This is a genomic window from Pseudoalteromonas sp. BSi20652, assembly GCF_000239855.1.
Lineage (GTDB): Bacteria > Pseudomonadota > Gammaproteobacteria > Enterobacterales > Alteromonadaceae > Pseudoalteromonas.
Genome location: NZ_BADT01000028.1, coordinates 1 through 25,980, shown reverse-complemented (window position 1 = coordinate 25,980; position 25,980 = coordinate 1). Strand labels below are relative to the sequence as shown.

Sequence of the window (25,980 nt, the reverse complement as noted above, 5' to 3'; positions counted from 1 at the left end):
CATGTAAAATAACAAAATGCCCAGACTCGCTGGGCATTTTTCAATGTAACAAAGCGCTATCACTCATCAACAAGTTGCTCACACCTATAAAAACCACTTGGCTCACTTAAAAGCTCAACCAGTTCAGGCATTACGGCATCCATGGTTTGCTTTAGCTTCCATGGCGGGTTTATCACAATCATGCCCGATGCGGTCATACCATGTACATCTGTGTCGGCCTCGGTACCTAATTCAAACAACTGAATATTACGCATGCCGGAGTCAATTAAGCCTTGCTCCATATTATCAATGCGCGCTCTGTCTACTACTGGGTACCAAACCATATAGGTACCTGTAGCAAAGCGTTGATACGCTTTAACTAAGGTTTGTACAACCGTTTCGTAATCATCTTTAATTTCGTATGGGGGGTCAATTAACACACACGCTCTACGAGATACAGGTGGCAATAAACCCACTAAACCAGCAAAGCCATTCTCACCACGCACACGAATAGAGCGCTTACCTTGCATGTTTTCTTCAAGTAGTAATAAATCACGTGGGTGCAGCTCAAAAAACCAACCTTTATCCTGACGACGTAAAAAATGCTCGGCTATTTTTGGAGAACCAGGGTAAAAAGCCAGTTCATCTGTGTCGTTAAACGACTTAATTAATTCAATGTATTCATTAAGCGCAATATGCTCACTTTTATGTTGCCACAGTTTTTCAATACCCTCTTGATACTCTTGCGTTTTTTGTGCATCAGCCGCCGCTAATTCAAAAAAACCTGCACCTGAATGTGTGTCTATATAATCAAGCGGCTTATTTTTAACAGCTTGATAGCCTAACACTTGTGCTAACACTAAATGTTTAAGTACATCTGCAGGGTTACCTGCGTGAAATGAGTGTCTGTAACTAAGCATTATTTATTTTCGCCATGCGCAATTTAATTGTCGTAAGTGAACCATAAGCACTGGGCTTTGGCAACTTACGCTATTATAAGAGAGTGTTTAAATGAACCAATTCTGAATGAAAAAGCCCATTTGCTGAATTATCCCTTAATGCAGAAGATAAATCATCTAAAACCACCATAAATACTGGCAAATCAACACACTTTGCTTTACATTTGCATGACATTAATTACAGTTATATGAGCGCCTTTATGAATAACACTACTCTTCAACAACTCGAAGAACTGATCGATTCTCTAATCGAACGCAACAACCAATTACAAACAGATGTTGTTACCTTGAAAGAACAAAACACTAAACTAATCGACGACAATGAATTACTTCAGCTTGAAGCTTTAGAAAATGAAGAAAAACAAAAAGATGCCAGCACCACTTTATCTGGTCTTCTTGATAAACTACAAAGCGCACAACAGGCTAGCTAATGTCTGAGCTGCAAAACCAGCGGGTCACTGTTGAGTTGCTAGGTAAAGAGCAGCAATTTGCTTGCCCTGAAGGACAAGAAGAAGCATTAATAGCAGCAGCTAAAAATCTAAATGACTTAGTTGAACAAATGAAAAAACGTTCAACGGTTAGAAATGATCAAAAAGCCCTACTAATGGCTGCACTTAACTTAAGCCATGAATTACTAGAAGCAAAGACTCAGGCCACAATTGAACAACATCATCAAGACCAATTGATGGATAAGCTAAGTCAGCATTTGGCAAGCGACCCCAAACACCAAAAATAAAAAGACGCAGTATGCGCTTTTTATTTATGATTAAGTCATTAAATCAGTGTAGAGATAATAAATGAAGTTAAAAAATATCAACACAATCACTTCATGTAAGTACTTACTATTAGCATGTACATTATTATCAAACGTACCTAGCACCTATGCTGCCGTTACTTGGAATACAATAAACCCTCATATTCAGTTTTTAAAGCAACAAGACAATCTTCGCTTTTACGACTCTAACCAAGTATTAATTGAAGGCGAAAAATGTGCCCTACTTGTTGATACGAGCGCCAATTTTGCTGCAGTTGAACAACTTGCTGAAGATTTAAAAAGACGCCTTAAAACACCTTTATGCTATTTAGTGGCTACCCACTACCATGATGATCATTTGCTAGGTATGGCGGTTATGCAAAATTTTTATCCTGATGCCAAGCTCATTGTTCATCAACAAGTAAATAAAAATTTTAGCCTTTATCAAACAGCATATACCGACAAGCTAGACACCTATGAAAAGAGTATTGAGCTGAGCTACCAACGATTAGCAAATGTACCTAAAGAAGAGCAAGCTAAATGGCGAACTAAGTTAGAACTTGCAAAAAAACGACTTTTTCGCTGGCAAGAATATCAACTTGGCGAACCGAAAATAACAATAGATAATCGTAAAACTATCGACCTTGGTGGTTTTGAGATAACGATTGAGCCACATCAAGCCCATACTAACGGCGATTTAACTATTACCACTAATAATGGCAATGTGCTGATTGGTGGCGATATCGTTGACTGGCTTCCTTACCCTGGACACGGTGAACTTAAAAATTGGCAAGCGCTGATTAAGCAATATATTAACGACGAAAAGCTCACCATTATTATACCTGGGCACGGCGGCATATTAACAAAAGAGCAGCTGAAACAGCCACTATCATTTTTAACAGCCATAACAGAGCACGTTAAAAATAATAAAGATCAAAGTATTGAGCAGTTAATGCTATCGTTTCCTGAATCAGTTATTGAGCCTTATAAACAAGAAGCGCTTAATATAAAATCGAGTAATTTTTTTTTACAAGCAGGCCTAAATCGCGCAAAAAGCGCAGAATAACTCAATACAGCGGATTGTGTTAAAGTAGTAAAAGGAATTTACAAAAGTGATCGCTATGCGCAGTTTGGTTTTATGTTTTTTGGGTGTTTTGTTATTTGGTTGTCAATCGACGGAGCAAGACTTACAAGAAGCTCCACAAATATTTACTCATTTTGAGCCTAATTATACTTATGGTATTGATGATACCGATGGTATGAATGATGAAGCAGTTCATACACCCCAAGTTAATGAGCACGTTGCATCACTTCAATTCAAAAAAACAATCGTAAAAAAGCGTCCACCAAAAACCACTGATCTGTGGGTGCATATAGCTAACAATTTACACTTTACGGTTTATCAAAATCGCGCTTTAAAAAAGCGTATAAACTGGTATTTAAAACAACCTAATTATTTACGCACTGTAAGTAAACGTGCAGCCCCCTATCTGTATCACATAATAAAAAAAATAGAGCAAAAAAAGCTACCTATGGAGCTTGCGTTGTTGCCATTTGTTGAAAGCGATTTTAGACCGACAATAGCTTCATCACAGCAAGCTGTTGGTGTTTGGCAGTTGGTTGGCGCAACGGCGCATCACTTTGGTGTTAAATCAGACCAGTGGTATGACGGCCGTCAAGACGTACTTGCTTCAACCGATGCAGCACTTGATTACTTGAGCTACTTACATAAACGTTTTGATGGTAATTGGCTGCATGCTTTGGCCGCTTATAACAGTGGTGAAGGCCGCGTTAAACGTGCAATCGAAAAAACAAAAACGCGGTAAAAGCACCGATTACTGGTCTCTCAGTCTACCAAAAGAAACCGCTGACTACGTACCCAAGTTACTCGCTTTAAGCTATTTAGTTAAGCACCCACAAAAGGGCATTAAACGCCCAAAGCTTGCATATAAGCCATTTACCACACAAATGAACATAGGCCAGCAGTTTGACTTTTCAGTCATCGCTAAGCTCTCTGGTATAGGTTCAAAGCAGTTACACGCGATTAATCAGGGATATTTAAAAAATCAAAGCTCACCTAACGGGCCGCATACTTTACTGCTTCCTATAGGGCAAGAGGCTTTATTAAAAAGTCAGTTTTTTAAATCAAACTTTGCTGGAGAGTACATCGTTAAACAAAACGACACGCTTTACGGTATTGCTAGACGTTTTAGTATGTCGGTAAAAGCTTTAAAACAACTTAATAACAAAAATAATAATTTAATAGGCGTTGGAGAAAAGTTATTAGTTGGACAACCTAAAACTCTGCCAAGCACATTAACTGTTGATTACAAAATTAGCCCTTATTTAGAACACCAAGAGATTGCGATTCCCACCATTGAAATAGATTACGAAGTTAAATCAGGCGATAGCCTTTGGAGTATAAGTCAGCTTTATGATGTACCCCATAGCGACTTGGCAAAATGGAACAAACTCTCTGCATCAAGTATTTTAAAGCCAGGCACTCAATTAGTGCTGTTTATACCACAGGCTGAAAAGCAAAAAGCAGCCCCAACAAAAAAAGATTTTCTGCTAAATTTACAAAAAACACTAAATCAGCCACGTTAAGTTTATAAACAAGTATATTTCGCGTAAAATTGCGCCCTAACATAGTTATTATTTGAAGAGACAAGCATGCAAATTAGCAAAAATTCAGCAGTTGAATTTCATTACACCCTTAGCGAAGCGGGCGAACAAATTGAAAGTAGCACAAACGAAGCGCCACTTACTTACATTCATGGCAGCGAAGGCATGCTTCCTGGTTTAGAAAAAGCACTTGAAGGCAAAGAAGCTGGCGAAAAATTTAGTGTAACTCTAGCGCCAAGTGAATCATACGGCGAGCGTGTTGATGACTTAATTCAACGTATCCCGCTTAAGCACCTACAAGGCGATGTTAAAGTATGGAAACCAGGTATGACTGCAATGGTTAGCTCTAACCAAGGTCGTCATCAGGTTACTATTGTTAAGGTTGGTCGTTTTAACGCAGATTGTGATTTAAACCACCCATTTGCGGGCAAAACACTAACGTTTGACGTTGAAGTTATATCGGTACGAGAAGCAACAAGTGAAGAAGTTTCTCACGGACATGTGCACGCTGAAGGCGGCTGTGGTCACTCTCACTAGGTAGCAATAAAGGAAGTAAGTATGTCTAAAGTTGCAGTTGTTACAGGTGGTACAAAAGGTATTGGCCTAGCCGTAGTAAAGCGTTTGCTAAACAATGGCTATGAAGTACATAACCTTGATATAGAGCTGAGCGAAGTCGGTATATTTCATCAGTGTGATGTAAGTGATGTATCGGCGGTACAAAGCTGTATCAACGCTATCTGTGAACAAAGCAAACGTATTGATGTACTTGTTTCGAATGCTGGAAAACACTTAAGCGCAAATATAGAAAGCACCGACGAGCAAACTCTCGATGCACTTTTTGCGCTTAATGTTAAAGGCGCCTATGCCGCAGTTCAAAGCGTATTGCCAAGCATGAAAGCGCAAAATAGCGGCGCTATTATATTAGTCGCTTCCGATCAGGCAATTATAGGTAAGCAAAACTCTTTTGCGTATAACCTAACAAAACATGCCCTTGCCTCAATGGCTAAAACAACGGCGCTTGATTACGCGGGCTTTAATATTAGAGTAAATGCGGTATGCCCTGGCACAATAGAAACACCTTTATTTCACAACGCGATAGATGCGTACTGCGCAAAAAGTGGCGCAAACAAAGCTGAAATAGTTGCCGAGGAAGCAAGTCTTCAACCGCTAAACCGATTAGGTCAAGCCGATGAAGTAGCTGCCCTCGTTAGTTTTTTAGCAAGTGATGACGCAAGCTTTATTACTGGTAGCTTACAAAGTATTGATGGTGGCTACACTGCCCAATGAGTAATGTGCAATGAGCCTAAAAATTATTGACCCACACGTACACTTTTTTAATTTAGTAGAAGGTCAATACTCATGGCTACAAGGCGCTAACCCACCAGCGTGGCCAAATTTAGACAAAATAAAACGACCTATCAGCGCACAACAACTTATTAATAGTACAGACTTTAAATTAAAAGGCCTTGTACACATAGAAGCGGGTTTTGATAATTCGGCTCCTATCAATGAACTTAATTGGCTAAGCAAGCATTTAAGTGAAGTGACATTTAAAGCAATTAGTTTTAATCAGATAGATGCCCCAGCTGAGCAATTTAGTAACGCGCTAAATGCGCTGGCTCATTCAAGCCTTTGTGGTATTAGAGATATAACCGAAGGAGATGATGCTATAAGGCTAAAAAGCCCTAATTTTATTCATAATCTTGATTTATTGGCTATAAATAAACTGCATTTTGAAGCGCAATTTGAACTACACAATATTAGCGTAGCCAATCATATTGCTCACTGTGCAAAGCAATTACCTCATCTACAAATTATTCTTAATCATGCAGGGTTACCTAATGACTTAGTCACTTGGCAACAAAGCGTTGAATTACTCGCCCAACATAGCAACATTGCTATTAAGTTTTCTGGCTTTGAGTTATTAAACCTGACACAAGCACAGCAAGAAGCCTGTTTTAAATGGCTTTTGAAGCATTTTGGTGAGCAGCGTATTATGTTTGCTAGTAACTTTCCGGTATGCCAAATAAACACCCATTACAATGACCTATGGCATCAGCATTATGCGCTGTGTAGTAACCATAAATTATGGTGCCAATTAAGCTACGAAAACGCCTTAAGTTACTACAAGTTGTAAATAATCACCTTGATAAATGTAGCCAGCTACATCTGTTTGCATTTTTTAAAGGGCAGTATTATAGTGAGTAATAACAGAAACAATATTACATGGATAAGTATGAAGTGCCCTTCTATAAACAACCTCGAATTCTCTGAAACAAGTAAACAAGCAATTAAAGAGATTAGACGCGTCAAAGCATTCTCTGATTATTTAGCAGCCATTGCTGTATTTGGTACATTTGCAAACATATTTGCAGGCAATGGACCTATAAAATCACACTATAATTTAACACAGACTGACTTTGATTCATTTCTAACTGGTGTCAGACAAATCCCGCAAATAGGAAACTCTGTTATTCAGCGCGAGGCATTCAAGGCAATGATGAAATCAAGTACCAATAAAGAGCGTTTATTTTGGAGAGCATTTTTAAAAGGGTGTAAACAGGATTAATATGAAATTATATTTAAGTCTTTTTTTAGTTATATCTTTGATACATAGCAAAACCGCTTTCTCAAATGAAAATTTAATTATCACTGAAATAAAGAATGACTATACCTACGCCATAAATGAATTTCAAAGAAAATTAAAATCATGTGAAGAAGGGAATGAGGGGATAAGTACGCAAGCTTTTTCCCAGGAGCTTCTTTCTAATAAATCTGCGTTAAGTGTAGTTATAAATTATTACTACTTTAAATCTTTACATGATTGCGTACAAAACGAGTTAAAAACTTACTCTATAGAAACAACAAAATTTATGGCAAGGGGAAATACTGAAGATATATTTAAAATGAATTATCTGATTATGAATATTCCACTATCTTTAGTAGATGCACGAATTGAGTTCAACAAGCTACCGAACTCAATAAAAGAAGAGACATATAAAATTAAATCTTTAGAAAAACCATTTGACATGTTAATCACAATGGATAGTTTGAATTTATAGAATTAAGTAAAAGCTATTAAAATCCCGCATTGTATTGCGGGATTTTATATCAAATAAATACACTAACTATCACTTCACTACTACACGTTGAGAACGCATAACAATCTCGTCATTTAGCTCAATACCCAACCCTGGCTCTTCAGACACTTCAAAGAAACCATTTTTAGGTTGTGGATCTTGTAAACATAACTCGCGGTTCCACTTTTTAATCGCATAAGTGTGGTGCTCATGAATCAAAAAGTTAGGGATAGCCGTTTCTAAGTGCAATGATGCTGCTGTTGCAACAGGCCCGCCACATACGTGAGCTTGAATTCGCACATCAAAAATATCAGCGTAATCACATACTTTTTTAGTTTCGGTAAAACCACCACATAAACCAATGTCAGGTTGCAGAACATCGATACTTTGATCTTCTAAATACGGGCGCACACCCCAGCGGTTATACAAACGTTCACCGCCCGCAATTGGCACATTAACTTTATCTGCTACTTTTGCATGTAATGAGTGGTTTAAATAGTTAACTGGCTCTTCAAAATACATACAGTCAAATTCTTCTGCAATTTCACCTAACTGAATAGCAGTTGTAACACCCGGTAAGCTGTGGCATTCAAAAATAATATCCACTTCGTCGCCTACCGCTTCGCGAATAGCTTGCATGCGCGCACGGTATAGCTTCATTTCAGTGCGTGAAATTATTTTTGTACGGTCGTAATAAGTATTGCCATCTTTATCGTACTGAATTGGATCGACTTTAACTGCATCATAGCCTTCAGCCATCGCTTTTAAAGCAGCCTCGGCATATTCTTGCGGTTGTACTAGCGCTTTAAATTCGCTATCCCAGTCAAACTGTAATTGCGATGCGTACGTACGTAGTTTGTCGTTAACTTTACCGCCTAATAGTTGATATACAGGTAAACCAAGCGCTTTACCTTTTATATCCCAAAGTGCGGTATCAATTGCGCTCATTGCAGCATATACAACAGGTCCGCCACCCAAGCCCCAAAAGCTCTCACGTAACATACGTGACCATAGTTTTTCTGTTTGAAATGGGTCGTGACCGATTAAAAAGGCATCTGCCATTTCCTTAATCATAGCCGCTGCAGCACTGTGACCTAAATCGTATGCAAGGCCCGCTTCGCCAACACCACTAATACCTTCGTCAGTATGAATACGTACAAACACAGGTGTCCAAGAAGGTCTATCTGGACAGTGAATATCAAATACTTCAACGCGATTTACTTTCATTAAAATTCCTTATTAACCGTTATGGGTTATTTTGCAAAACTAGGGTCAAGTCGGTACGCTTTACGTAACATCGCAGGCCACGCAAGTTGCCCGCCAGTACTGCCACTGTGTACTACGTTTGCTTGATTATAAATATTGTCGATTATAGGTTGCGGCACTTCAATAACTTCTTGCGAGCTTGATTGTAGCGCTAGTTGTATTTCACACGCGCGCTGTAAATCATAAAAGCGCATAAACGCATCACCTACCGTTGGGCCTACCGTTAAGCCACCGTGGTTTACCAATAACATATGGTTAGTGCTGCCCAAATCATCTTGCAACACTTTTCGCTCGTCGTCGTTTACTGCAAGCCCTTCATAGCCATGATAAGAAAGCGATGGCAGTGAAAACATTGAATACTGGCTAAGCGGTAATAAACCATTTTTTTGTGTAGCGACTGCTATTGTTTCTTTGGTATGAAGGTGAATAACACAATGCGCGTCTTCGCGTACCTCGTGGATAGCGCTATGAATGGTAAAACCGGCAGGATTAATACTAAATGGCGTATCGTCAATAATGTTGCCGTCTAAGTCGACCTTCAATAAATTAGACGCAGTTACTTCATCAAAGGTTAAACCAAAGGCATTTACTAAGTAATGATCGGTGCCAGGCAAACGTGCCGATAAATGCGTATAGATTAAATCCCCCCAACGAAAGTGCTCTACCAGTCTATAACACGCGGCTAAATCAATACGCAGTTGCCACTCTTGTGCTGATACTTTATTTTTTAAATCGAGTTGGGGTAAATCAAACATAATAAGCCTTTTAAAAACGTACATTATTGACCTGTACGAACAGATGTTTAGAAGTCTAAAGCAGTCTCTATTTTATAGCAAACACCAAACAAAACAGCCACACTATTGTGTGGCTGTTTATAAAACTAAAATACCAATTGCATTAAAATGGTATAACTGCGTACATTATTTTACGTTAGCTAGGTAATCTGCAATAGCTTCAAACTCTTCATCAGTTACCGTTGCAACCATTGCCTTCATTGCCATGGTCATACCGTTATTACGTGCACCTGACTTAATGTCTTTCATTTGCGCTACTAAATAGTCTTTGTTTTGACCATTTAATTTAGGGTACATACCCATAATTGGTGCTTTACCTTCAGCGCCATGACAGGTTTGACAATTTTTAGCGGTATAAAGCGCAGCGCCATCGGCAGCTGCTGCATTAAAAGAGAAGCTTGCGGCTAAAGTAATACCCGCACCTAATAGTAGTGTTTTCATCTTGCTCATTGTATTTACTCTTCTTTTTTGACGGTTAGAAAAACTGTTCTATTGATTGTAGTAAACAATCAAATAAAAAGCATACGTACGAAACGACGCTAGACGATCAACTTAACCAAAAAACGCTAACTCGTTTCTGTCTCACTTTTATATACTTTAGCAAATAAAAATGAGCTTACCCTTAATAACTTATTACCACACTATATCATCTGGTACTTCAAAATCTGCGTACGGGTCATCTTCATCTTTTGGTTTGTTTTCTGGCTCTACATGAAAAACAATATACTTTTCGTCAACTTCAGCCACTTTGCGTGCTGGTTCGTCGTCTAAAACGTAAAATTGCCCTTCTAGTACACAAATAGCTAAACGACCGCCCGATAACGCTTTTTGCGTTTTCTCGTTCACGTCGATATTTTTTACTTTGTTTTGATAAGTAAAATTAAATGTGCGCTCACCACGAATAGCATCTTGGTTGTGGTGCTCTAAAATTTGTTTAACACGCGCTTCTTGTTCGCGTTGCTTTAAGCTCACTTGGCGTGTTTGGTTAAGCTCTTCAGCTTTTTTTTGCTGCTCTAGCTTGGTTTGTTGAATATGCTTTTGCAGATCACTTGGGTTGCTAGTAGCCCCTTTCTTTTGCTTTTTTTGTTGCTTACGCTTTTCTGATTTAGCAACTTTAGCATTATGCGATGTTGTTAATCCTGCTTGAAGCAATTGGTCTTGTAATGAACCCATGACTTTGTTCCACTAAAAACTAATATTATCGCTATTTTAATCACCAACGAGTTCAAATAACAGCGCTATCGACATTAATCTAACAAACTAATTAAAACAAACCACGATATAGCGCAATGACTATGGTTTTAATTATGAATTAAAAGCAATTTTTAATACAATACCACGCAACCAATCAGCAAATGCACAAGCCATAGAATGCGTTTACCTCATCTACTCGTTTGCTCGGTATTTATATTTTTTGTGCTTTATGCCCCACAACCCCTACTTAGCCTTTTTGCGAGCGAATTTAATGTAGCACCTGCGGTAGCTGGCAGCTTAATGACTGCAACTATGTTGCCCTTAGCCATTGCCCCGCTCGTTTATGGTTTATTTTTAGCAAAAATAAATCCACTACTAATTCTACGTATTGCAATGGTTCTTTTAGGCTTTAGTTGCTTACTTTTTATTTATGTACCTAGCTTTGAGCTTTTATTATTAGTCAGATTTTTACAGGGGTTGACGCTCCCCGCAGCTTTAACAGCAATGACAAGCTATATAAGCATGAGTTATAGCGCTGATACACTTCAAAAAAATATGACCCTTTATATTGGTAGCAGTATAGTTGGCGGTTACTTTGGTCGTATGCTTGCAGCTTTGTTTAGCGACTTATGGAATTGGCAGAGCTTTTATTACGTAATTGCTTTTATGCTTATTTGCTTAGCTTTGACAATTAAGCATTCTCGCTTTACAAACCCAGCTAAACAGTCGCAACTCTCCCCACTCGATTACATTAAACAACTTAAAGAAGGCGCTGTACTTAAAGTTTACGGCGCCGTTTTTTGTATGTTTTTTTGTTTCGCTGCACTACTTAATTACTTACCGTTTATATTACAAAACACGTTTTTAATTACCAATACTCGAGACATAGGTTTAGTTTACAGTGGTTATTTAATTGGTGCCCTCGCCTCTATTGCTGCACCATGGTTACTTAAAAAAGTCCCTTCGCCTTGGCATTTATTAACTGCGGTATTTAGTTTTTATAGTGCGAGTATTATTTTATTAATGAGCCACCAGCTTAGCTTATTTTTAATCGCATTTACTTTGTTTTGTGGGGCAATGTTTGTAATCCATTCAACTGCAGCGCCACTCGTTAATAAAATAAGTAAAGCCCCACCAAGTGTAACCAATGGCGGATATGTATCGTTTTATTACAGTGGTGGTGCATTAGGGTCGTTATTACCCGGTGTGGTATACCAACATCATGGGCAAACAGCGTTTATGTTTACGCTACTTGCAGTTTGCTTATGTGGTTTATCGTTAATTTTATGGGCTTATTTTGAGGGTAAAAATACAACGCGCGGTTGATGCTTTGTGTGATTAAAAAATGTGTTTAAGTCAGCTTTACTAAGCAACCATGTTTGGGTGTTTTCAAACGGATGACAATGAAACAAATCACCACCCCAAATATCTTGGTCAACCCATAAGCTCACTTCGCTTTGCCTATCGTTTAAAAGAGCCAACATTGATACACATCCGGGCGCCACTTTTAAAAACGTTGCTAGGCGCTTACTCGATGCAAAACCCAAACGCGAAAGTCCTTGCTGCTTTGATAGTGACTTTAAGTCGAGTTGCTTGTCATGTGCTGTAATAACTAAAAAATGTCGCTTACCTTCGTTATCGCGTAAGAATAGGTTTTTAAGGCGAGTACCTGGGCGTTCAACCATAAACTCATCAGCCGCTAAACTAGTATGAAGCGGCGGGTGTTCTATTACATCGTAATTAATATCTAGGTGCGCCAAAAGCTCTGCTAACTTAGTTTTATCAGCCAACATATTACAAACAACGCCCTCTTAGTTGTACACTCAAATCTCGCCATATAACGTCATTGACTTCATGCTTGTTATCGCAATACTTACGATCTTTTAGCTCTTGATTTAATAATTCAACTGCTTGGTCTTCTAGCTGTAACTTCAAAATGCTCGATTCTTCAAAATGCTCTTTCTCTATATACTGCTTAACCTCACCACGACTTGGTCTCTTGTTAGGACCACGATCTAAGTTAAAGTTTTCACGATGCTTAGCTTTTACCGAAACAACATAAGCGAAAAGCTTATTGCCTTTCTCATCTTGCTTTTCGTGAAACTGTTTATTATTTATTTCAAATGGAGGGCCATCATTTGACGCACAGCCAGCGAGTAAAACCATAAGCGCTAGAACACATTTTTTCATTGTTTTTTATCGTTTTAGTTTTGAATTAGGCCGAGTCTAACAAAAATTGACGTAAACAGTGAAAATTTACGAAAAAATACTTGACCAAATTTATAAAAAAACTTAAAGTTCGTCCCGCTTGGAACTCAGCAGTCAAGCAGTTACATTATATGTAACTTAGGAATGTGGGGCTATAGCTCAGCTGGGAGAGCGCCTGCCTTGCACGCAGGAGGTCAGCAGTTCGATCCTGCTTAGCTCCACCACTTTCCTACTTCTATAAAATTACCACTCTATCTAATCATTTTTCTCTTATTCAATCCATCTATAATAATTTTGAAAATTAACATCACACACCTTTATACTATCCATTCCACTTGTGCCTGTACGATTTCTTAGCTATAAAATACCATACGAAGTAAAACCTTAGGTTTAGAATGGATAACCTTAAACGCTCGACACTAAAAAAACTTGCTGTTGTAGGCTTAACCGCAAGCGCTATTACACATGCGCCTTATGTTTTTGCCCGAAAAAAAGTCACATTAAGAGTACTTGGTACACATGTAACACTCCAAGAGGCTATCCGCAAGCAAGCGATGAGTGACTTAGGGATTAATATAGAATTTACTCCAGCAGGCAGCGCTGCTGTTTTGCAAAAGGCATCAATGGACCCAAGTTCTTTTGATTTATACGAGCAATGGTCCAATAGTATAAATGTACTTTGGAATGCAGGCTCAATACAGCCAATAGAAAAAAAACGACTCACCTACTTTAGTGAAATAAACCCACTTACTAAAACCGGAAAACTAACCGAAACTGCAAATATTGGTGCAGGTGATGCCCCCTATAAATTATTAAATGTTCAACCCGATGGCACATTAAGCGCACAAGAAAGCGATCATATTAGCTTTTTACCTTACGTGCATAATGTAGACTCTTTTGGTTACAACACAGATTTTATTAAGCCCGGTATAGCATACGAAACAGAAAGCTGGAGCTGGTTACTTGATGAGGGCAATAGAGGTAAAGTAGCTATCGTAAATGCGCCTACCATTGGATTATTTGACCTAGCCCTAGCTGCACAAAGTAAAGGGCTTATAAAATTTAATGATATAGGCGCGATGACCCGCCCAGAACTTGATAGGCTGTTTAGTATATTACTCGACTTTAAACGCCAAGGTCACTTTAGTGGCTATTGGAACTCGGTTCCTGAGTCGATTGAGTTTATGAAAAGTAAGCGAGCCCATATAGAAAGTATGTTTTCACCTGCCGTCTCTGCGTTAAACAGCCAAAATATAAATGTTCGTTTTGCAGCCCCAAAAGAAGGCTACCGAGGCTGGCATGGTGTTATGTGTTTATCGTCACAAACACAAAATAGCGTAAAAGATGCAGCTTACGATTATATGAATTGGTGGCTTTCAGGCTGGCCTGGTGCATTTATTGCCCGCCAAGGTTATTACATTAGCAATCCACAACGCTCTAAACTACTCCTATCTTCGGCTGAATGGGATTACTGGTACGGCGGAAAAGCAACTAACATAGATTTATTCAACACAAATGGCGACGTATCAGTAAAAGCAGGTGAACAGCGTAATGGCGGTAGTTACCACAAACGCTTTAGCAATGTAGCAGTATGGAATACAGTTATGCCAACCTACGACTACAGCCTGCAAAAATGGTATGAGTTAATTAGCCGATAATGATAATAAATTCAATTAAATCAAAAATAATATTAGCTTTGTGTTCGCTGATTGGATTACTTCTTTTACAAAGCTATTTGTTTAACTATTCGCAAACGTTTTTACTTAAATTGCAAAAGTTGCAGCATAACGCGCTTATTCAAAGTGAAGCTGTGAACAACTTAGAAAACGATATTATCTCTTTGCAAGGGCATGCAGTTTCATTTATCGACAATGCAAATGAAAATACGATTACCAAATTTAATTTTTATTCAAATAAGGCAAATCTAGATCTTAAGCAACTAAAAGAAAACACGCTAAACGACACCCCTGAGTACAAAAACTCACTAATACGCCTTGGCGAGTATTTAAACAATTACCAAGATACATTTGACCAAGTTGTCGTAAACAGACAAAAACGCGAACACCTTTACACTACTCAGTTCAAACAGCCTATTGATGACCTACAAGTAAAAATTAGTGATTTAGAAGAGTCTTCAAACAATGATAATAAAGTTATTTTTAACGATGTTTTACTCACAATAAGTAATTTAAAACACGCAATTATTAGCTACCTCTATAAACCTAATTTTGATGAAGCACAAAATGTAAAACAAAACTTAAATCACTTACATAAAAAGCTAACGAGTAACTCTGTAATTGATGAATCCTATTCCAATAAAACAGTAAGCTTAAAACAAGCTTATAACCAACTTGTATTACTCACCCGTAACTACACTTTTTCTGTAAACGTAGTACTAACAGGCACAGAAAACGAATTGCTGTATTTAACTAATGAAATTAAAAATATAGAAAAAATGAACTAACCAAAACAAGAGAGCAATTAAGCACCCAACTAACAAAAAATACAGAACAGGCAAATATATTTGCCGTTTTAATTATGTTAATCATTTTATTTTTAAGCTATTTTATTTTTAGATCGGTTATAAAACCGATTACTCAGCTCACTTTGTTACTTAAAGATATGAATAACGAAAAGCCAGTAACTATTTCAAATAACAGCCAAAATCAAACTGAAATAGCGTCGGTAATAGAGGCAGCTAACGCTTTATATTTAAAAAATAAGCAAACTAAAGAGCTACTCAACGAAACCCGCGTATTAAATTCTCAAATGGAAGTAATGAATGCAGATCTAACAAATGCTATAGAGCAAACCGATAAAGCCAATAAAACAAAAATAGATTTTGTAGCTAATATGAGCCATGAACTTCGCACCCCAATGAATGGCATATTAGGTATGTTGCAACTTTTACAAAGCAGCGAGCTTCCCTCAAGGCAAAAACACTATGCAGATAAAGCTTTTTCAAGTGCTCAAAATTTATTATATATTCTAAATAATATTCTAGATTTTTCTAAACTTGAATCGGAAAAAGTCCAGTTAGAGCGAATCCCTTTTACCTTACATACTATTGTTTCTAACGTTCAAAATTTATTCTCAACAAATGCCAAGCAAAAAGGCTTGTTATTAAATTTTACTTTACACGTTGATGCAGGACTTGAACTTATTGGCGATCCAATGCACTTAAGCCAAATAATAAATAACTGTGTAGGTAACGCAATTAAGTTTACTGAGCATGGTGAAATATCATTAATTATAGAAGCGACATCTCAACACGAAAAAACAATAAACCTACGCTTTAGTATAAAAGACACGGGTATTGGGATGACGCAAGAGCAATCAAAAATTATATTCCAATCTTTCTCGCAAGGTGATTCAAGCACAACAAGAAAGTACGGGGGGACCGGTTTAGGACTCACTATAAGCAAACAATTAACTAAATTGCTAGGCGGAGATATACAAGTAAGGAGCACGATTAATCAAGGTAGCGAGTTTTTCTTTACTCTACCCTTTACTTTATCTGAACAACAAAAGCTTAAAAAACACGCCTTATTAATTAGCCCTGATAATGAGCAAATTAAAAAATTAACGGACTTGCTAAGTGATATAAATATAACAACAGAAACAACACAAGAACCATTAAGAGCCATTGCTAAAATGTCTCAGTCTAATAACCCATTTAGTATTGTAATAATGTCGATAGAACAAAAAGAGATCAACGATAACTTTATTTTACAACAACTGTACGCTCAAAATAAAAGCGCTAATGAAAAATTGACCCTTATATTATTAATCACCGATGAAGAGTCCCCTGCACCAATTGAAAAAAATGAAAATATAGACATTATAATTATTGGTAATAAAAATAGTGACGTAGAAATTTTAAGAGAGCTTTCACCAAATAATTTTAAAGAAAAGCAATTAAAGCCTCACCCTAAATTCTCGGGTTTTAATGCATTAGTTGTTGATGATAATAGAATTAACCAAGAAATAGCCTCCGCCCTTTTAGCAAGATTAGATATGACCGTGATCATTGCCGAAAATGGACGTGACGCATTAGATAAAGTAGAGATAAATGACATAGATATTATTTTTATGGACGTTCAAATGCCTGTTATGGACGGGCTAGAAGCCACAAGAATATTAAGAGAGCGAGGCTACAAAACGCCCATAATTACGATTACGGCAGCCGCAGATCCTAATGATAAAAAAGCCGCGCTTAGATCGGGTATGGATGACTTTTTAGTAAAACCGATTATTTTTGATGCGTTTTACGAATGTATAGAAAAGCATCTGCAAAGTAGCGAACCTCTGAACACTATAAACCTGTCTCTGGCAAAAGAAAACCTAGAAAACAATGACGAATTATTAACTAAATTATTTACTCAGTTTGTCAACGATCACAATGACTTTTCGGTTAAAGCTGATATATTAATCAAAAATGGAGAGTTAGAAAGCTTAATTCGACTAGTACATACACTCAAAGGATTGGCCGGCACATTAGGCTTGGAACTGCTACAACAAAACGCACTAAGTGTTGAGAAAAGCTTGATAGATGGGAAAAGTATTAACTTATCTAATTTTAATCAGCAATTAACTCTTACTCTTCGTGCTATAAAACAATATTTAATAGCTAATGAGTTTAAAAAAGAACACATACAGATACATGAACTAGAAAACGAAGACTCGGTTATTGATAATATATATTCATTAGCATCAACGGCTCGCCCAATTGCTAGCAGTTTGGTTAGACAGCTAAAAATCAATCAATATGATAAAGACCACTCTTTATTTAAGCTCAAAGAAGCTATAGATAACTTTAACTATGCGTTAGTCATTGAGTTAATTGACCAGTATAGAAACGATAATAATAATTAGGGACACCCACTAACCTAAACTAGACCTAGTGTTGCAAAGAATACAGAGAAGGATACATTGTGCATTCAAATTATTTCACAAACAGTAATGAATTAAACACTAAACAAAAGCATAAACCTTTAATTCTTATTGTTGATGACGAACCTAGTAATTTACACGTATTAGTTGAAGGACTTTTAACTGACTACGATGTACGTATTTCTACTAGTGGTGAGCAGGCTTTGATCTTTATTGAGTCAACTCGCCCTGACTTGATTTTATTAGACATAATGATGCCTGGCATGGACGGCTACGAAGTATGTAATATACTTAAAGCGAAACAAAAAACTAAAGGGATCCCCGTCATATTTGTAACTGCGCTTACCGAGGAAGAGTCTGAAGAAAAAGGCTTTGCTATGGGCGCAATTGATTATATCCATAAGCCGTATAAATTAGCACTAGTTCGAGCGCGTGTACGTACTCATATTACCGCTCAAGGCATGCTAGATAGGCTTATAGAAAAAAACTTTGACTTACACGACAAACTACTTGAAATAGAGTCACTGGCGAAAGAATTAAGCCAGCGTGAAGAAGAATTAAAAGAGCTCTCCTCAAAACAGCAGTTATTCTATCAAGCCCTAACGGGAACCGCTGATGGCGTTGTTATTACCGACAATAACGGCAAAATTATTGCCGTAAATCCTTCATTTTGCCGCATTACGGGTTACTCTGAATCTGACTCTCTGCAAATGCAGTTGCACGATATTAAACAAAATAACCACCCGAGCATTAGCTTTGACCAAGTATGGGAACATGCTAGCCAAGCAGGCTATTGGAGTGGAGAACTTGTAACTAGACGAAAAAATGGCGAGCTTTACCCTGAGCTGCTAACTCTCAGTATGGTGAAAGGTGAGCAAAATACTAACGTGCACTATATTGGTGTATTTAGTGATATATCGAGCGTTAAGATAACGCAAGAAAGAATTCACTACCTCACATGGCATGATGAGCTTACAGGTTTGCCAAACCGAAATGGTTTTTTAAAGCAGTTAGAACAACAGCTTCAGGTTTGTAATACCGAAAATAGTTATGCCTATATTTATATTATCGACATAGACAGCTTCCACTCAATAAATGATGGATTAGGCCTACTCGCTGGCGATAACATTTTAAAAGAATTAACTAAACGAATTCACTCTCACGTGAGTAAAAAAGATGTTATTGCTCGCTTAGGCAGTGATGAATTTGCAGTACTGTGTACAGTTGAAAAAGGTGTGGGCAGAGCTAGAGCCCAAGCTATGGCTGAAAATAAAGCCCAAGAACTGCTCGTAAGTGTAAATCACCCCTTTGTGGTTGATGAACAAGACGTTAGCTTAACAGTAAGTATTGGCACGTATATTTTTCCACGAAAAGATCAGTGGGAAAGTGCTATAGAAACCATTCGTAACTGTGAGGCTGCTTGTTACAAAGCAAAAGAAAAAGGCGGTAATAGAGTTACCTTTTTTGATACTTCGTTTGGCGAGCAAGCAAAACGCCGTTTTGAAATAGAGCAAGATTTACGTAAAGCTATCTCAAATAATGAGTTATCCTTATATTTACAATCCCAATTTGACCGAAGCCAAACCCTTAAAGGCGCTGAGGTTTTATTAAGGTGGGAACATCCGCAAAAAGGCTTCATTAGCCCTGGCGAGTTTATATCTATAGCCGAAGAGTCAGATATAATTTATGATTTAGATTGCTGGGTAACTTCAAATGCACTTGAAATATTAACGCAGCTTAGTAAAACCCACCCTGAGTTAAACTTATCGATTAATATAAGCGGTAGACACTTTCATGAAGCGCGTTTTTTAAGCTTTATTAGCCAACAAATAAAGCAACATAGCATTAATCCTCAGCAACTCACTATTGAAATAATTGAAGGTACGTTGCTTAATCATATGGAAGCGGCTATTGAGGCTGTTCATTTTCTCAAAAAGCTGGGCATTAGGGTGTCAATTGATGATTTTGGTACCGGATATTCGAGTCTAACTTATCTAAAAAAATTACCCATACAAGAACTAAAAATTGACCGTTCTTTTGTATTGGAAGCACCGACTGATAATAACGATAAGTTAATTATTGATATGATTGTAAGCTTAGGCCGTTTATTTGAACTCGAGATTGTAGCTGAAGGCGTAGAGAACCAGTCCCACTTTGATTTATTGCAGGAATACCCAGAAGTTATTCTTCAAGGCTATTATTTACACAGACCGGAACCTGCAAGCGATTGGCTTGAAAAATTAAATTAAATTAAATTAAATTAAATTAAATTAAATTAAATTAAATTAAATTAAATTAAATTAAATACAGAGTAGTCTGAAAAAACAAAAAGCCGAGTATTTTCATACTCGGCTTTTTAATGAAATTAAGCTTTAGCGGTTACTCGCGAACTTGGCCTTCACCATTTACCAAGTACTTCTCAGTGGTGAGTGACTCAAGTCCCATAGGGCCGTATGCGTGAAGCTTAGAAGTGGCTATACCAATCTCTGCGCCTAAACCCAGTTGTGAGCCATCAGAGAAGCGTGAAGATGTATTAACCATCACTACAGAAGCATCAACGCTTCGTTGAAATAACTCTGCAGCGGCTGCGTTTTTAGTGCAAATTACTTCTGTGTGGTTTGAACCAAACTGTGCAATGTGTTCAACCGCTGCCGTAAAGTTTGGAACAACGCGAATAGCAATTTCTAAGTCTAAATATTCTTCACCAAATTCATCATCAGCTAATACCGTTGCGTTATCAAAATACTTAGCGGCTTGGCTATCTGCATTTATTTTTACACCTTCTTGGCGTAATACAACCGCGCACAGATTTAAAAACTCATCTGCAATATCTTGATGAACGACCAAGCCTTCTAGTGCATTACACACGCCTGTGCGCTGAGTTTTACCATTAAGTAATAAGTTAATTGCAACTTCAAGATCTGCGTCCTTATCTACATACAGATGACAAACACCTTTGTAATGCTGAATTACTGGAATAGTACTGTTTTCAGTAACAAAGTTAATTAAACCTTCACCGCCACGTGGAATTATTAAATCAATACTTTCACGTTGCTGCATTAATTCCATTAATAGTGCACGGTCTGGATCTGGTATTACCGAAATAAGTGCTAAAGGTAAGTTGTGTTTCTCAAGCACGCTGTGCATTACACTTGCGATAGCTTGCGAACTTTTAAGTGCTTCTTTACCACCACGTAAAATAACGCTATTACCCGATTTAAAACATAATGCGCCAGCATCAGCAGTAACATTTGGGCGTGCTTCGTAAATCATACATACAACACCAAGAGGTACGCGCATTTTACGAATTTTAATCCCATTTGGGCGCTCTGTGATATCACGTAGCTGACCAACAGGATCATCTAGGCTTACAATTACTTCAATGCCTTCTGCCATTGCTTCAATACGCTCATCGTTTAGCGTTAAGCGGTCGATCATTGAGGCAGCTAAATTATTATCGCGTGCTGCGCTTAAGTCACTTTCGTTTTCTTTGATTATAAACGCTTTTTGCTCTCTTAATGCTGCTGCCATTTCAACTAATACTTTGTTTTTAGTCTCGGTGTCGAGTAAAGCAAGTGTATGTGCAGCTTTGGCTGCCTGGCGTGAAATGTCCGTAATTAAACTCATGACTTCTCCAATAATGCGATATGTTTTTCAGATATAACTGGTCCAATTGAATCCTGCATTTTTTCGCTGAATTCACTCTGTTCGTTGTCTGCAATAAAGTTTAACAAACAGCTACTATAATTTGCGGTCGCTTTAGCTAAACGCGTACCGTCTTCACTTCGTACTAAAATAGTATCACCGACAGCAAATTCACCATGTACTTCCATGATTTCATCACCGCGAATACAGCCTGTTTCACCTTCTAATGATTTATCAAACGACCCATCAACAACAACTTCGCCTTGCTCGTTTGCTGTGTGTGTCATCCAATGTACAGAATCTTGCATTGGTTTTTCATACGGTAAAAATATACTACCCGGGTTTTCACCAGCTAATAGTCTTGTAAATGTTTCTTCTTTAAAACCGTTTATAATATATGTTGCAATACCATGTGACGTTGCTTTTTCTGCTGCTTCTATTTTGGTTTTCATACCGCCGGTGCCTACTGAGCTTGTAGCACATCCTGCCATAGCATAAATAGATTCATCAATTGATTTTATTTCAGGCAGTAGCACTGCATCGTCATGTAAATTTGGGTTTTTATCGTATAGCCCATCAACATCTGAAAATATTAATAATGCATCTGCATCTGACGCAGCCGCTACCATCGCTGATAAATTATCATTATCTCCGACTTTTAAATCATCGGTAGTGACAGCATCATTTTCATTAATGATGGGTAATATACCGTGTTCTAACAAAGTAAATATGGTTTCTCGAATACTCTGATAGCGCTCATGGTCCCGTAAATCGCCATGAGTTAGTAATAGCTGAGCAGATGGAAAGTCAAAAAAGCGGTCCCACATAGCGATCATTTCTGTTTGACCTGCTGCTGCCATTGCTTTTTTCATGACCACAGAGCGAGGTTTGTCTGATGGGAATAAATGCGCACCAGCCGCTACAGAACCCGATGATACTAAAATCACCTCAATTCCACGGGCACGACAACGAACAATAAACTGTGCGATGGTTAATATATAACGCGACCGGCAGCCATCTTGATCTGGTGCAATTAATGCACTACCTACTTTAAGTACGATACGTCGCCAATTTAACTTTTGCATAAATGCTCAACTTTCCATTTTATCTGCGCTCATCTTAATTAGACGAGCTAAAACTAAGTAGCTAGGTTTAAAACATAGCTTCGAATTTGTCTTGTTATTTAGAAACACTTTTTTACACACGCGGTAAGGCCGCATCTAAAATATTGGTAATAGATTTAAGCTCAAGTATAAAATAGCAGCAACTCAAAAATTTGAGTGGAACTAAATTATCAGAAAATTTAAAAAGTGTTGTTTATGTATCGCTGTAAAAAGCTGTGTGAAGCTTTTCTATTAACAACATACATAGAGCCTCTAAAGTCTGATACACCGACAGATAGGGTGAAGACCTAAGGACCGAGATTTAATCGCCACGATGGGGATCAAATATTGAAAGGTAATAGTTCAACTCAAACCTTTACTTATTTAAAAAAATAAATAAGCTTGTTTAGTAAAACCATACCAAATAGTTCGGTAAATAACATTTTGAGTGTTTAGGCTCAAACTTAACTGTTACTGTATGATTATAAAGTTTAAATATGAAGCTAAGATTAATAACCCGTCATTTAAAGCAATAAAGATACTTAGATAACTAATTGTTTGAACACGAAGTATAATACGTTATTTAGGGGGGTAAGATCAAGGCTAAAATTTAAACTGCATTACTGATACTGTGCAAACCTTCGGTTTTTATTATTTATAATCAATATATTAAGTTCCTTTTATATGCTTTAACAAGGTGCCTTATCACTCTAGTATTAATTAAAGCTCACTAATCTTTTATAAGTAGCTAAAATTCATTAGTAATATTTAGGTTTCACGTGTATACCCCTGTACTAATTATTAACAAAAGTTATACTTTAAAACATCGCCATAAATAAGGAATTCTTAATCTATGTCAGCAATTTATATAGCCGGTATCGCACTTTGCTCTGTGCTTGCTCAATGGGTAGCATGGGCGTTTAAAGTGCCCGCTATTCTTTTTTTATTGCTTACGGGACTGTTATTAGGGCCATTTAGTGGCGTATTAGACCCAGATGCACTTTTAGGAGACTTACTGTTTCCGATTGTATCTTTAAGTGTTGCAGTGATCCTATTCGAAGGTTCGCTCACATTGCATTTCCGAGAGTTAAAAGGCATTAGTAAAGTGGTTAGAAATCTATGCTCTATCGGTATGCTTACCACCTGTATTGTTATTAGTTTAAGCGCCTACTGGCTGCTTGAGCTTAATTGGCGTGTAGCTGCTGTACTGGGCGCAGTGCTTGTTGTTACAGGCCCTACCGTCATAGCCCCACTGTTAAACTCAATGCGCCCAACTCAAGACATAGATCGCATACTTCGCTGGGAAGGTATTGTAATTGACCCTATTGGTGCTCTTTTTGCTGTACTCGTATTTGAAGCAGTGATGCTTGTAGGTCAAGGTGAAGTACTTAGTCACACTATAATTGCTTTGGTTAAGACTCTTGGTGTTGGTTTAAGTATTGGTGTTGCGGCTGGCTGGGTAACAACATTGTTGATGCGCCGCGAATGGCTGCCATTTGAGTTACATAAATTTGGTATTTTAGCGCTAGTACTCATTAGTTTTTCTGTATCAAACTATTTAAGCCATGAATCAGGCCTATTAGCCGTCACTGTATTTGGTATTTGGCTTGCAAATCAAGACGATCTAGAAATAGATTCTGTGCTTGAGTTTAAAGAAGACTTATCAATGATATTAATATCAACGCTATTTATTTTACTTGCAGCACGCTTACAGCTTTCTGATTTAATGATGCTCGATAGTGATGTATTTATATTTTTAGCTGTGGTGTTATTTATTGCACGTCCGCTGTGTATTGCGATATCAACTTTCAGAACTGACTTGCCAATGAAGTCGCGCTTAGTACTTGCTTGGATTGCTCCTCGAGGTATTGTTGCCGCAGCTGTTGGGTCGGTATTTGCCCTCAGTATGATGGAAGCTGGCGTTGCCGACGCCGAAAAAATGGTGCCACTCATATTTACAGTAATCATCATTACAGTAGTGCTTCAAAGCTTAACGGCCATTCCTGTTGCCAAGCTATTAGGCGTACGTCAACCATCACCAAACACAATATTAATTATTGGGGCAAACCATGTATCACGTGCAATTGGACGTGGCTTAAAAGAGCAAAATATTCCAGTGCATCTTTCAGATCCTGCATGGGAAAACTGCAGAATGGCGCGTATGGATGGCTTAGCATGCTATTACGGTAATCCGCAATCAGAGCATGCCGAACGTTATTTACCGCTAACAACTATTCGCAGTGTATTAGCGCTATCGCCAAACCGTCATCATAACGCGCTGGGCGTTCAATACTTCTCTCATTTACTTAATGAGAAAAATGTATTTTCGCTTCGTTCTTCAACCTCACACGCAAAAGCAAACAAAGATAGCGCTACGTTTTTATCACGACAAATACTGTTCGGTGATGAAGGCTCATACGCACGCTTAAGTAGTATGATAGCAAAAGGCGGAAAGGTGAGTGCGACTCGTATTTCTGATGAATTTAGTTGGGAGCAATATCAGGAAATGAACCCTGAAGCTATCCCATTATTTATTCTAAAAGGTGATAAAGACAGTGATGACGATACACCAATCAAACTAAGACCTTTTACAATTAGCATGGAAAAACCACCACAAGAAGGTGAACGTATCGTGGCATTACAACCGCCTAAAATGTCGGTTTTAAAAGACCCGCAAACAAAGGCTAAAGAAGAAAGTTAAATACTTTTACAGCCTGTAAAAACTAAAAAACCCTAACTTAAAAAGTTAGGGTTTTATTTTTTAAAGGCCATTAAATAGGAAGACGAGCACGAACAACCACACTATCTGGCATTTTTTGCGCTAACTTAGTTAGCGCTCGCTCAATTTTTTTATGAGTCGCTTTATCTGCCACCATAGAATTAAATAGCCAACGGTATGCATCTTCAAAATCACGCGGACTGCCATAGCCATCATTAAATAATTTAACTAAACGTAGTTGCGCTTTTAAATTACCTTGCGATGATGCTTCACGCAAATACGTGATTGCCATTGCTTTATCTTGCTGAACTAAGCGCCCGGTGTCGTAGTAACGCCCTAACTGCTCTAATGCAGCCGCTAAGCCTTGCTCAGCCGCTTTTCGCATGTAATACACACCTAACTCTACATTTCGATCTACGCACACGTTATAAGCCAGCATATCGCCATATAAGAATTGATAAGACGGCAATGCCATTTTATTGGCTCGTGCTTCTATATCTTGCACTAACTGGCAATCATCTGCCTTTACACGCGCTAAATGCGTATTTTTATTTATTAACGCAATTAGCTCGGATTCTGTATACAGCGGTACTGCCGCTGGGCTTTCTGTAGCTAAGCTCTTGGTTGTTATAAACAAAGATAACGAAATTAACGAAAGCTTTAATACACAATTATGAGAAAATAAACGCATGTTCACCACTTATAAAAATAAACCTATTTAATGATATACAAAGATCGTTCCAAGGTGAATTTTTAGACAC

At 37.8% G+C, this 25,980-nt stretch carries 24 protein-coding genes, 1 tRNA gene and 1 pseudogene; 16 read left to right on the top strand and 10 right to left on the bottom strand.

The features are described 5' to 3' along the window. Nucleotides 1-59: 59 nt before the first annotated feature. Entirely contained in the window at nt 60-899 is an 840-nt protein-coding gene (locus P20652_RS15330; protein WP_008166030.1) for a 23S rRNA (adenine(2030)-N(6))-methyltransferase RlmJ, read from the bottom strand. A 239-nt stretch (nt 900-1,138) separates the two neighbouring features. Between P20652_RS15330 and P20652_RS15335 the strand changes: the two genes are divergently transcribed. The 9 genes and pseudogenes from P20652_RS15335 (at nt 1,139) to P20652_RS17300 (ending at nt 7,379) form a co-directional block, all read left to right on the top strand. Next, nucleotides 1,139-1,369, top strand: a complete 231-nt coding sequence (locus P20652_RS15335; RefSeq protein WP_008166028.1) for a hypothetical protein — start codon at nt 1,139-1,141, stop codon at nt 1,367-1,369. After that, complete coding sequence (locus P20652_RS15340; protein WP_008166026.1) at nt 1,369-1,674, top strand: cell division protein ZapA; 306 nt, start codon at nt 1,369-1,371, stop codon at nt 1,672-1,674. The genes P20652_RS15335 and P20652_RS15340 overlap by 1 nt, the downstream gene beginning before the upstream one ends. A 61-nt stretch (nt 1,675-1,735) precedes the next feature. Then, nucleotides 1,736-2,758, top strand: a complete 1,023-nt coding sequence (locus P20652_RS15345; protein ID WP_008166025.1) for an MBL fold metallo-hydrolase — start codon at nt 1,736-1,738, stop codon at nt 2,756-2,758. Between the two features lie 55 nt (nt 2,759-2,813). Then, nucleotides 2,814-4,299, top strand: a pseudogene (locus P20652_RS17305) (LysM peptidoglycan-binding domain-containing protein). 66 nt (nt 4,300-4,365) lie between these two features. Beyond that, nucleotides 4,366-4,854 (top strand): peptidylprolyl isomerase, encoded by a 489-nt coding sequence (locus tag P20652_RS15350; protein ID WP_008166019.1) that lies wholly within the window; start codon nt 4,366-4,368, stop codon nt 4,852-4,854. Nucleotides 4,855-4,875: 21 nt separating this feature from the next. Next, nucleotides 4,876-5,604, top strand: a complete 729-nt coding sequence (locus P20652_RS15355) for an SDR family NAD(P)-dependent oxidoreductase (RefSeq protein WP_008166017.1) — start codon at nt 4,876-4,878, stop codon at nt 5,602-5,604. A gap of 10 nt (nt 5,605-5,614) precedes the next feature. Then, the gene (locus P20652_RS15360; RefSeq protein WP_008166016.1) at nt 5,615-6,454 is read left to right on the top strand and encodes an amidohydrolase; all 840 of its coding nucleotides are present in this window, start codon (nt 5,615-5,617) and stop codon (nt 6,452-6,454) included. Between the two features lie 99 nt (nt 6,455-6,553). Further along, nucleotides 6,554-6,886, top strand: a complete 333-nt coding sequence (locus tag P20652_RS15365; RefSeq protein ID WP_008166013.1) for a hypothetical protein — start codon at nt 6,554-6,556, stop codon at nt 6,884-6,886. Nucleotide 6,887: 1 nt separating this feature from the next. Next, nucleotides 6,888-7,379: a hypothetical protein gene (locus P20652_RS17300; protein ID WP_033017010.1), complete on the top strand. Its 492-nt coding sequence runs from the start codon at nt 6,888-6,890 to the stop codon at nt 7,377-7,379. Between the two features lie 69 nt (nt 7,380-7,448). On the opposite strand, the gene P20652_RS15370 is transcribed toward P20652_RS17300, so the two are convergent. The 4 genes from P20652_RS15370 to P20652_RS15385 all read right to left on the bottom strand — a co-directional run bounded on the left by P20652_RS15370 (nt 7,449) and on the right by P20652_RS15385 (nt 10,630). Then, nucleotides 7,449-8,624: a mandelate racemase/muconate lactonizing enzyme family protein gene (locus tag P20652_RS15370; RefSeq protein ID WP_008166010.1), complete on the bottom strand. Its 1,176-nt coding sequence runs from the start codon at nt 8,622-8,624 to the stop codon at nt 7,449-7,451. Nucleotides 8,625-8,650: 26 nt separating this feature from the next. Continuing rightward, entirely contained in the window at nt 8,651-9,418 is a 768-nt protein-coding gene (locus P20652_RS15375; protein ID WP_008166008.1) for a class II aldolase/adducin family protein, read from the bottom strand. A 165-nt stretch (nt 9,419-9,583) separates the two neighbouring features. Next, nucleotides 9,584-9,907 carry a c-type cytochrome gene (locus tag P20652_RS15380; protein WP_002957866.1) on the bottom strand — a complete coding sequence of 108 codons (324 nt, stop codon included), beginning with the start codon at nt 9,905-9,907 and terminating at the stop codon, nt 9,584-9,586. A 183-nt stretch (nt 9,908-10,090) separates the two neighbouring features. Continuing rightward, nucleotides 10,091-10,630, bottom strand: a complete 540-nt coding sequence (locus P20652_RS15385; protein ID WP_002957867.1) for a DUF2058 domain-containing protein — start codon at nt 10,628-10,630, stop codon at nt 10,091-10,093. A 198-nt stretch (nt 10,631-10,828) separates the two neighbouring features. Here P20652_RS15385 and P20652_RS15390 point away from each other — a divergent pair, with 198 nt between their 5' ends. Then, the gene (locus P20652_RS15390) at nt 10,829-11,977 is read left to right on the top strand and encodes an MFS transporter (protein ID WP_008166006.1); all 1,149 of its coding nucleotides are present in this window, start codon (nt 10,829-10,831) and stop codon (nt 11,975-11,977) included. On the opposite strand, the gene P20652_RS15395 is transcribed toward P20652_RS15390, so the two are convergent. Together P20652_RS15395 and P20652_RS15400 are read right to left on the bottom strand one after the other, a co-directional pair. Then, complete coding sequence (locus P20652_RS15395; protein WP_008166004.1) at nt 11,944-12,444, bottom strand: prolyl-tRNA synthetase associated domain-containing protein; 501 nt, start codon at nt 12,442-12,444, stop codon at nt 11,944-11,946. The two genes, P20652_RS15390 and P20652_RS15395, sit on opposite strands and share 34 nt — an antisense overlap. A 1-nt stretch (nt 12,445) precedes the next feature. After that, nucleotides 12,446-12,841, bottom strand: coding sequence for a hypothetical protein (locus P20652_RS15400; RefSeq protein WP_033017008.1), 396 nt, complete (start codon nt 12,839-12,841; stop codon nt 12,446-12,448). Nucleotides 12,842-13,007: 166 nt separating this feature from the next. Here P20652_RS15400 and P20652_RS15405 point away from each other — a divergent pair. The 5 genes from P20652_RS15405 to P20652_RS15415 all read left to right on the top strand — a co-directional run bounded on the left by P20652_RS15405 (nt 13,008) and on the right by P20652_RS15415 (nt 20,001). Then, nucleotides 13,008-13,083 (top strand) — tRNA-Ala (locus tag P20652_RS15405). Nucleotides 13,084-13,254: 171 nt separating this feature from the next. Continuing rightward, a complete protein-coding gene (locus tag P20652_RS15410) occupies nt 13,255-14,517 on the top strand; it encodes a PotD/PotF family extracellular solute-binding protein (RefSeq protein WP_008166000.1) in 1,263 nt (420 codons plus the stop codon). Nucleotides 14,518-14,669: 152 nt separating this feature from the next. After that, complete coding sequence (locus P20652_RS20675) at nt 14,670-15,323, top strand: hypothetical protein (protein ID WP_237707089.1); 654 nt, start codon at nt 14,670-14,672, stop codon at nt 15,321-15,323. Between the two features lie 74 nt (nt 15,324-15,397). Further along, nucleotides 15,398-17,734 (top strand): ATP-binding protein, encoded by a 2,337-nt coding sequence (locus P20652_RS17295; RefSeq protein ID WP_008165996.1) that lies wholly within the window; start codon nt 15,398-15,400, stop codon nt 17,732-17,734. A 59-nt stretch (nt 17,735-17,793) separates the two neighbouring features. After that, on the top strand, nt 17,794-20,001 hold the full coding sequence (locus P20652_RS15415; protein WP_008165994.1) for an EAL domain-containing protein: 2,208 nt from the start codon (nt 17,794-17,796) through the stop codon (nt 19,999-20,001). A gap of 130 nt (nt 20,002-20,131) precedes the next feature. Here the strand turns inward: P20652_RS15415 and P20652_RS15420 are convergent, their stop codons facing one another. Both P20652_RS15420 and proB read right to left on the bottom strand, forming a co-directional pair. Continuing rightward, nucleotides 20,132-21,379, bottom strand: coding sequence for a glutamate-5-semialdehyde dehydrogenase (locus P20652_RS15420; RefSeq protein WP_008165991.1), 1,248 nt, complete (start codon nt 21,377-21,379; stop codon nt 20,132-20,134). Further along, the gene (gene proB / locus P20652_RS15425; RefSeq protein ID WP_008165990.1) at nt 21,376-22,482 is read right to left on the bottom strand and encodes a glutamate 5-kinase; all 1,107 of its coding nucleotides are present in this window, start codon (nt 22,480-22,482) and stop codon (nt 21,376-21,378) included. Before proB ends, P20652_RS15420 begins: the two co-directional genes overlap by 4 nt. A gap of 871 nt (nt 22,483-23,353) precedes the next feature. Here proB and P20652_RS15430 point away from each other — a divergent pair. Further along, nucleotides 23,354-25,201 carry a sodium:proton antiporter gene (locus P20652_RS15430; protein ID WP_008165987.1) on the top strand — a complete coding sequence of 616 codons (1,848 nt, stop codon included), beginning with the start codon at nt 23,354-23,356 and terminating at the stop codon, nt 25,199-25,201. Nucleotides 25,202-25,271: 70 nt separating this feature from the next. On the opposite strand, the gene P20652_RS15435 is transcribed toward P20652_RS15430, so the two are convergent. Further along, nucleotides 25,272-25,910, bottom strand: a complete 639-nt coding sequence (locus P20652_RS15435; protein ID WP_008165984.1) for a tetratricopeptide repeat protein — start codon at nt 25,908-25,910, stop codon at nt 25,272-25,274. Nucleotides 25,911-25,980 lie beyond the last annotated feature (70 nt).

Bases quoted from the DNA above. Each gene is read 5' to 3' on its own strand.
- P20652_RS15330 (WP_008166030.1), bottom strand. From the start codon at position 899: ATGCTTAGTTACAGACACTCATTTCACGCAGGTAACCCTGCAGATGTA.
- P20652_RS15335 (WP_008166028.1), top strand. From the start codon at position 1,139: ATGAATAACACTACTCTTCAACAACTCGAAGAACTGATCGATTCTCTA.
- P20652_RS15340 (WP_008166026.1), top strand. From the start codon at position 1,369: ATGTCTGAGCTGCAAAACCAGCGGGTCACTGTTGAGTTGCTAGGTAAA.
- P20652_RS15345 (WP_008166025.1), top strand. From the start codon at position 1,736: ATGAAGTTAAAAAATATCAACACAATCACTTCATGTAAGTACTTACTA.
- P20652_RS15350 (WP_008166019.1), top strand. From the start codon at position 4,366: ATGCAAATTAGCAAAAATTCAGCAGTTGAATTTCATTACACCCTTAGC.
- P20652_RS15355 (WP_008166017.1), top strand. From the start codon at position 4,876: ATGTCTAAAGTTGCAGTTGTTACAGGTGGTACAAAAGGTATTGGCCTA.
- P20652_RS15360 (WP_008166016.1), top strand. From the start codon at position 5,615: ATGAGCCTAAAAATTATTGACCCACACGTACACTTTTTTAATTTAGTA.
- P20652_RS15365 (WP_008166013.1), top strand. From the start codon at position 6,554: ATGAAGTGCCCTTCTATAAACAACCTCGAATTCTCTGAAACAAGTAAA.
- P20652_RS17300 (WP_033017010.1), top strand. From the start codon at position 6,888: ATGAAATTATATTTAAGTCTTTTTTTAGTTATATCTTTGATACATAGC.
- P20652_RS15370 (WP_008166010.1), bottom strand. From the start codon at position 8,624: ATGAAAGTAAATCGCGTTGAAGTATTTGATATTCACTGTCCAGATAGA.
- P20652_RS15375 (WP_008166008.1), bottom strand. From the start codon at position 9,418: ATGTTTGATTTACCCCAACTCGATTTAAAAAATAAAGTATCAGCACAA.
- P20652_RS15380 (WP_002957866.1), bottom strand. From the start codon at position 9,907: ATGAGCAAGATGAAAACACTACTATTAGGTGCGGGTATTACTTTAGCC.
- P20652_RS15385 (WP_002957867.1), bottom strand. From the start codon at position 10,630: ATGGGTTCATTACAAGACCAATTGCTTCAAGCAGGATTAACAACATCG.
- P20652_RS15390 (WP_008166006.1), top strand. From the start codon at position 10,829: ATGCGTTTACCTCATCTACTCGTTTGCTCGGTATTTATATTTTTTGTG.
- P20652_RS15395 (WP_008166004.1), bottom strand. From the start codon at position 12,444: ATGTTGGCTGATAAAACTAAGTTAGCAGAGCTTTTGGCGCACCTAGAT.
- P20652_RS15400 (WP_033017008.1), bottom strand. From the start codon at position 12,841: ATGAAAAAATGTGTTCTAGCGCTTATGGTTTTACTCGCTGGCTGTGCG.
- P20652_RS15410 (WP_008166000.1), top strand. From the start codon at position 13,255: ATGGATAACCTTAAACGCTCGACACTAAAAAAACTTGCTGTTGTAGGC.
- P20652_RS17295 (WP_008165996.1), top strand. From the start codon at position 15,398: ATGTTAATCATTTTATTTTTAAGCTATTTTATTTTTAGATCGGTTATA.
- P20652_RS15420 (WP_008165991.1), bottom strand. From the start codon at position 21,379: ATGAGTTTAATTACGGACATTTCACGCCAGGCAGCCAAAGCTGCACAT.
- proB (WP_008165990.1), bottom strand. From the start codon at position 22,482: ATGCAAAAGTTAAATTGGCGACGTATCGTACTTAAAGTAGGTAGTGCA.
- P20652_RS15430 (WP_008165987.1), top strand. From the start codon at position 23,354: ATGTCAGCAATTTATATAGCCGGTATCGCACTTTGCTCTGTGCTTGCT.
- P20652_RS15435 (WP_008165984.1), bottom strand. From the start codon at position 25,910: ATGCGTTTATTTTCTCATAATTGTGTATTAAAGCTTTCGTTAATTTCG.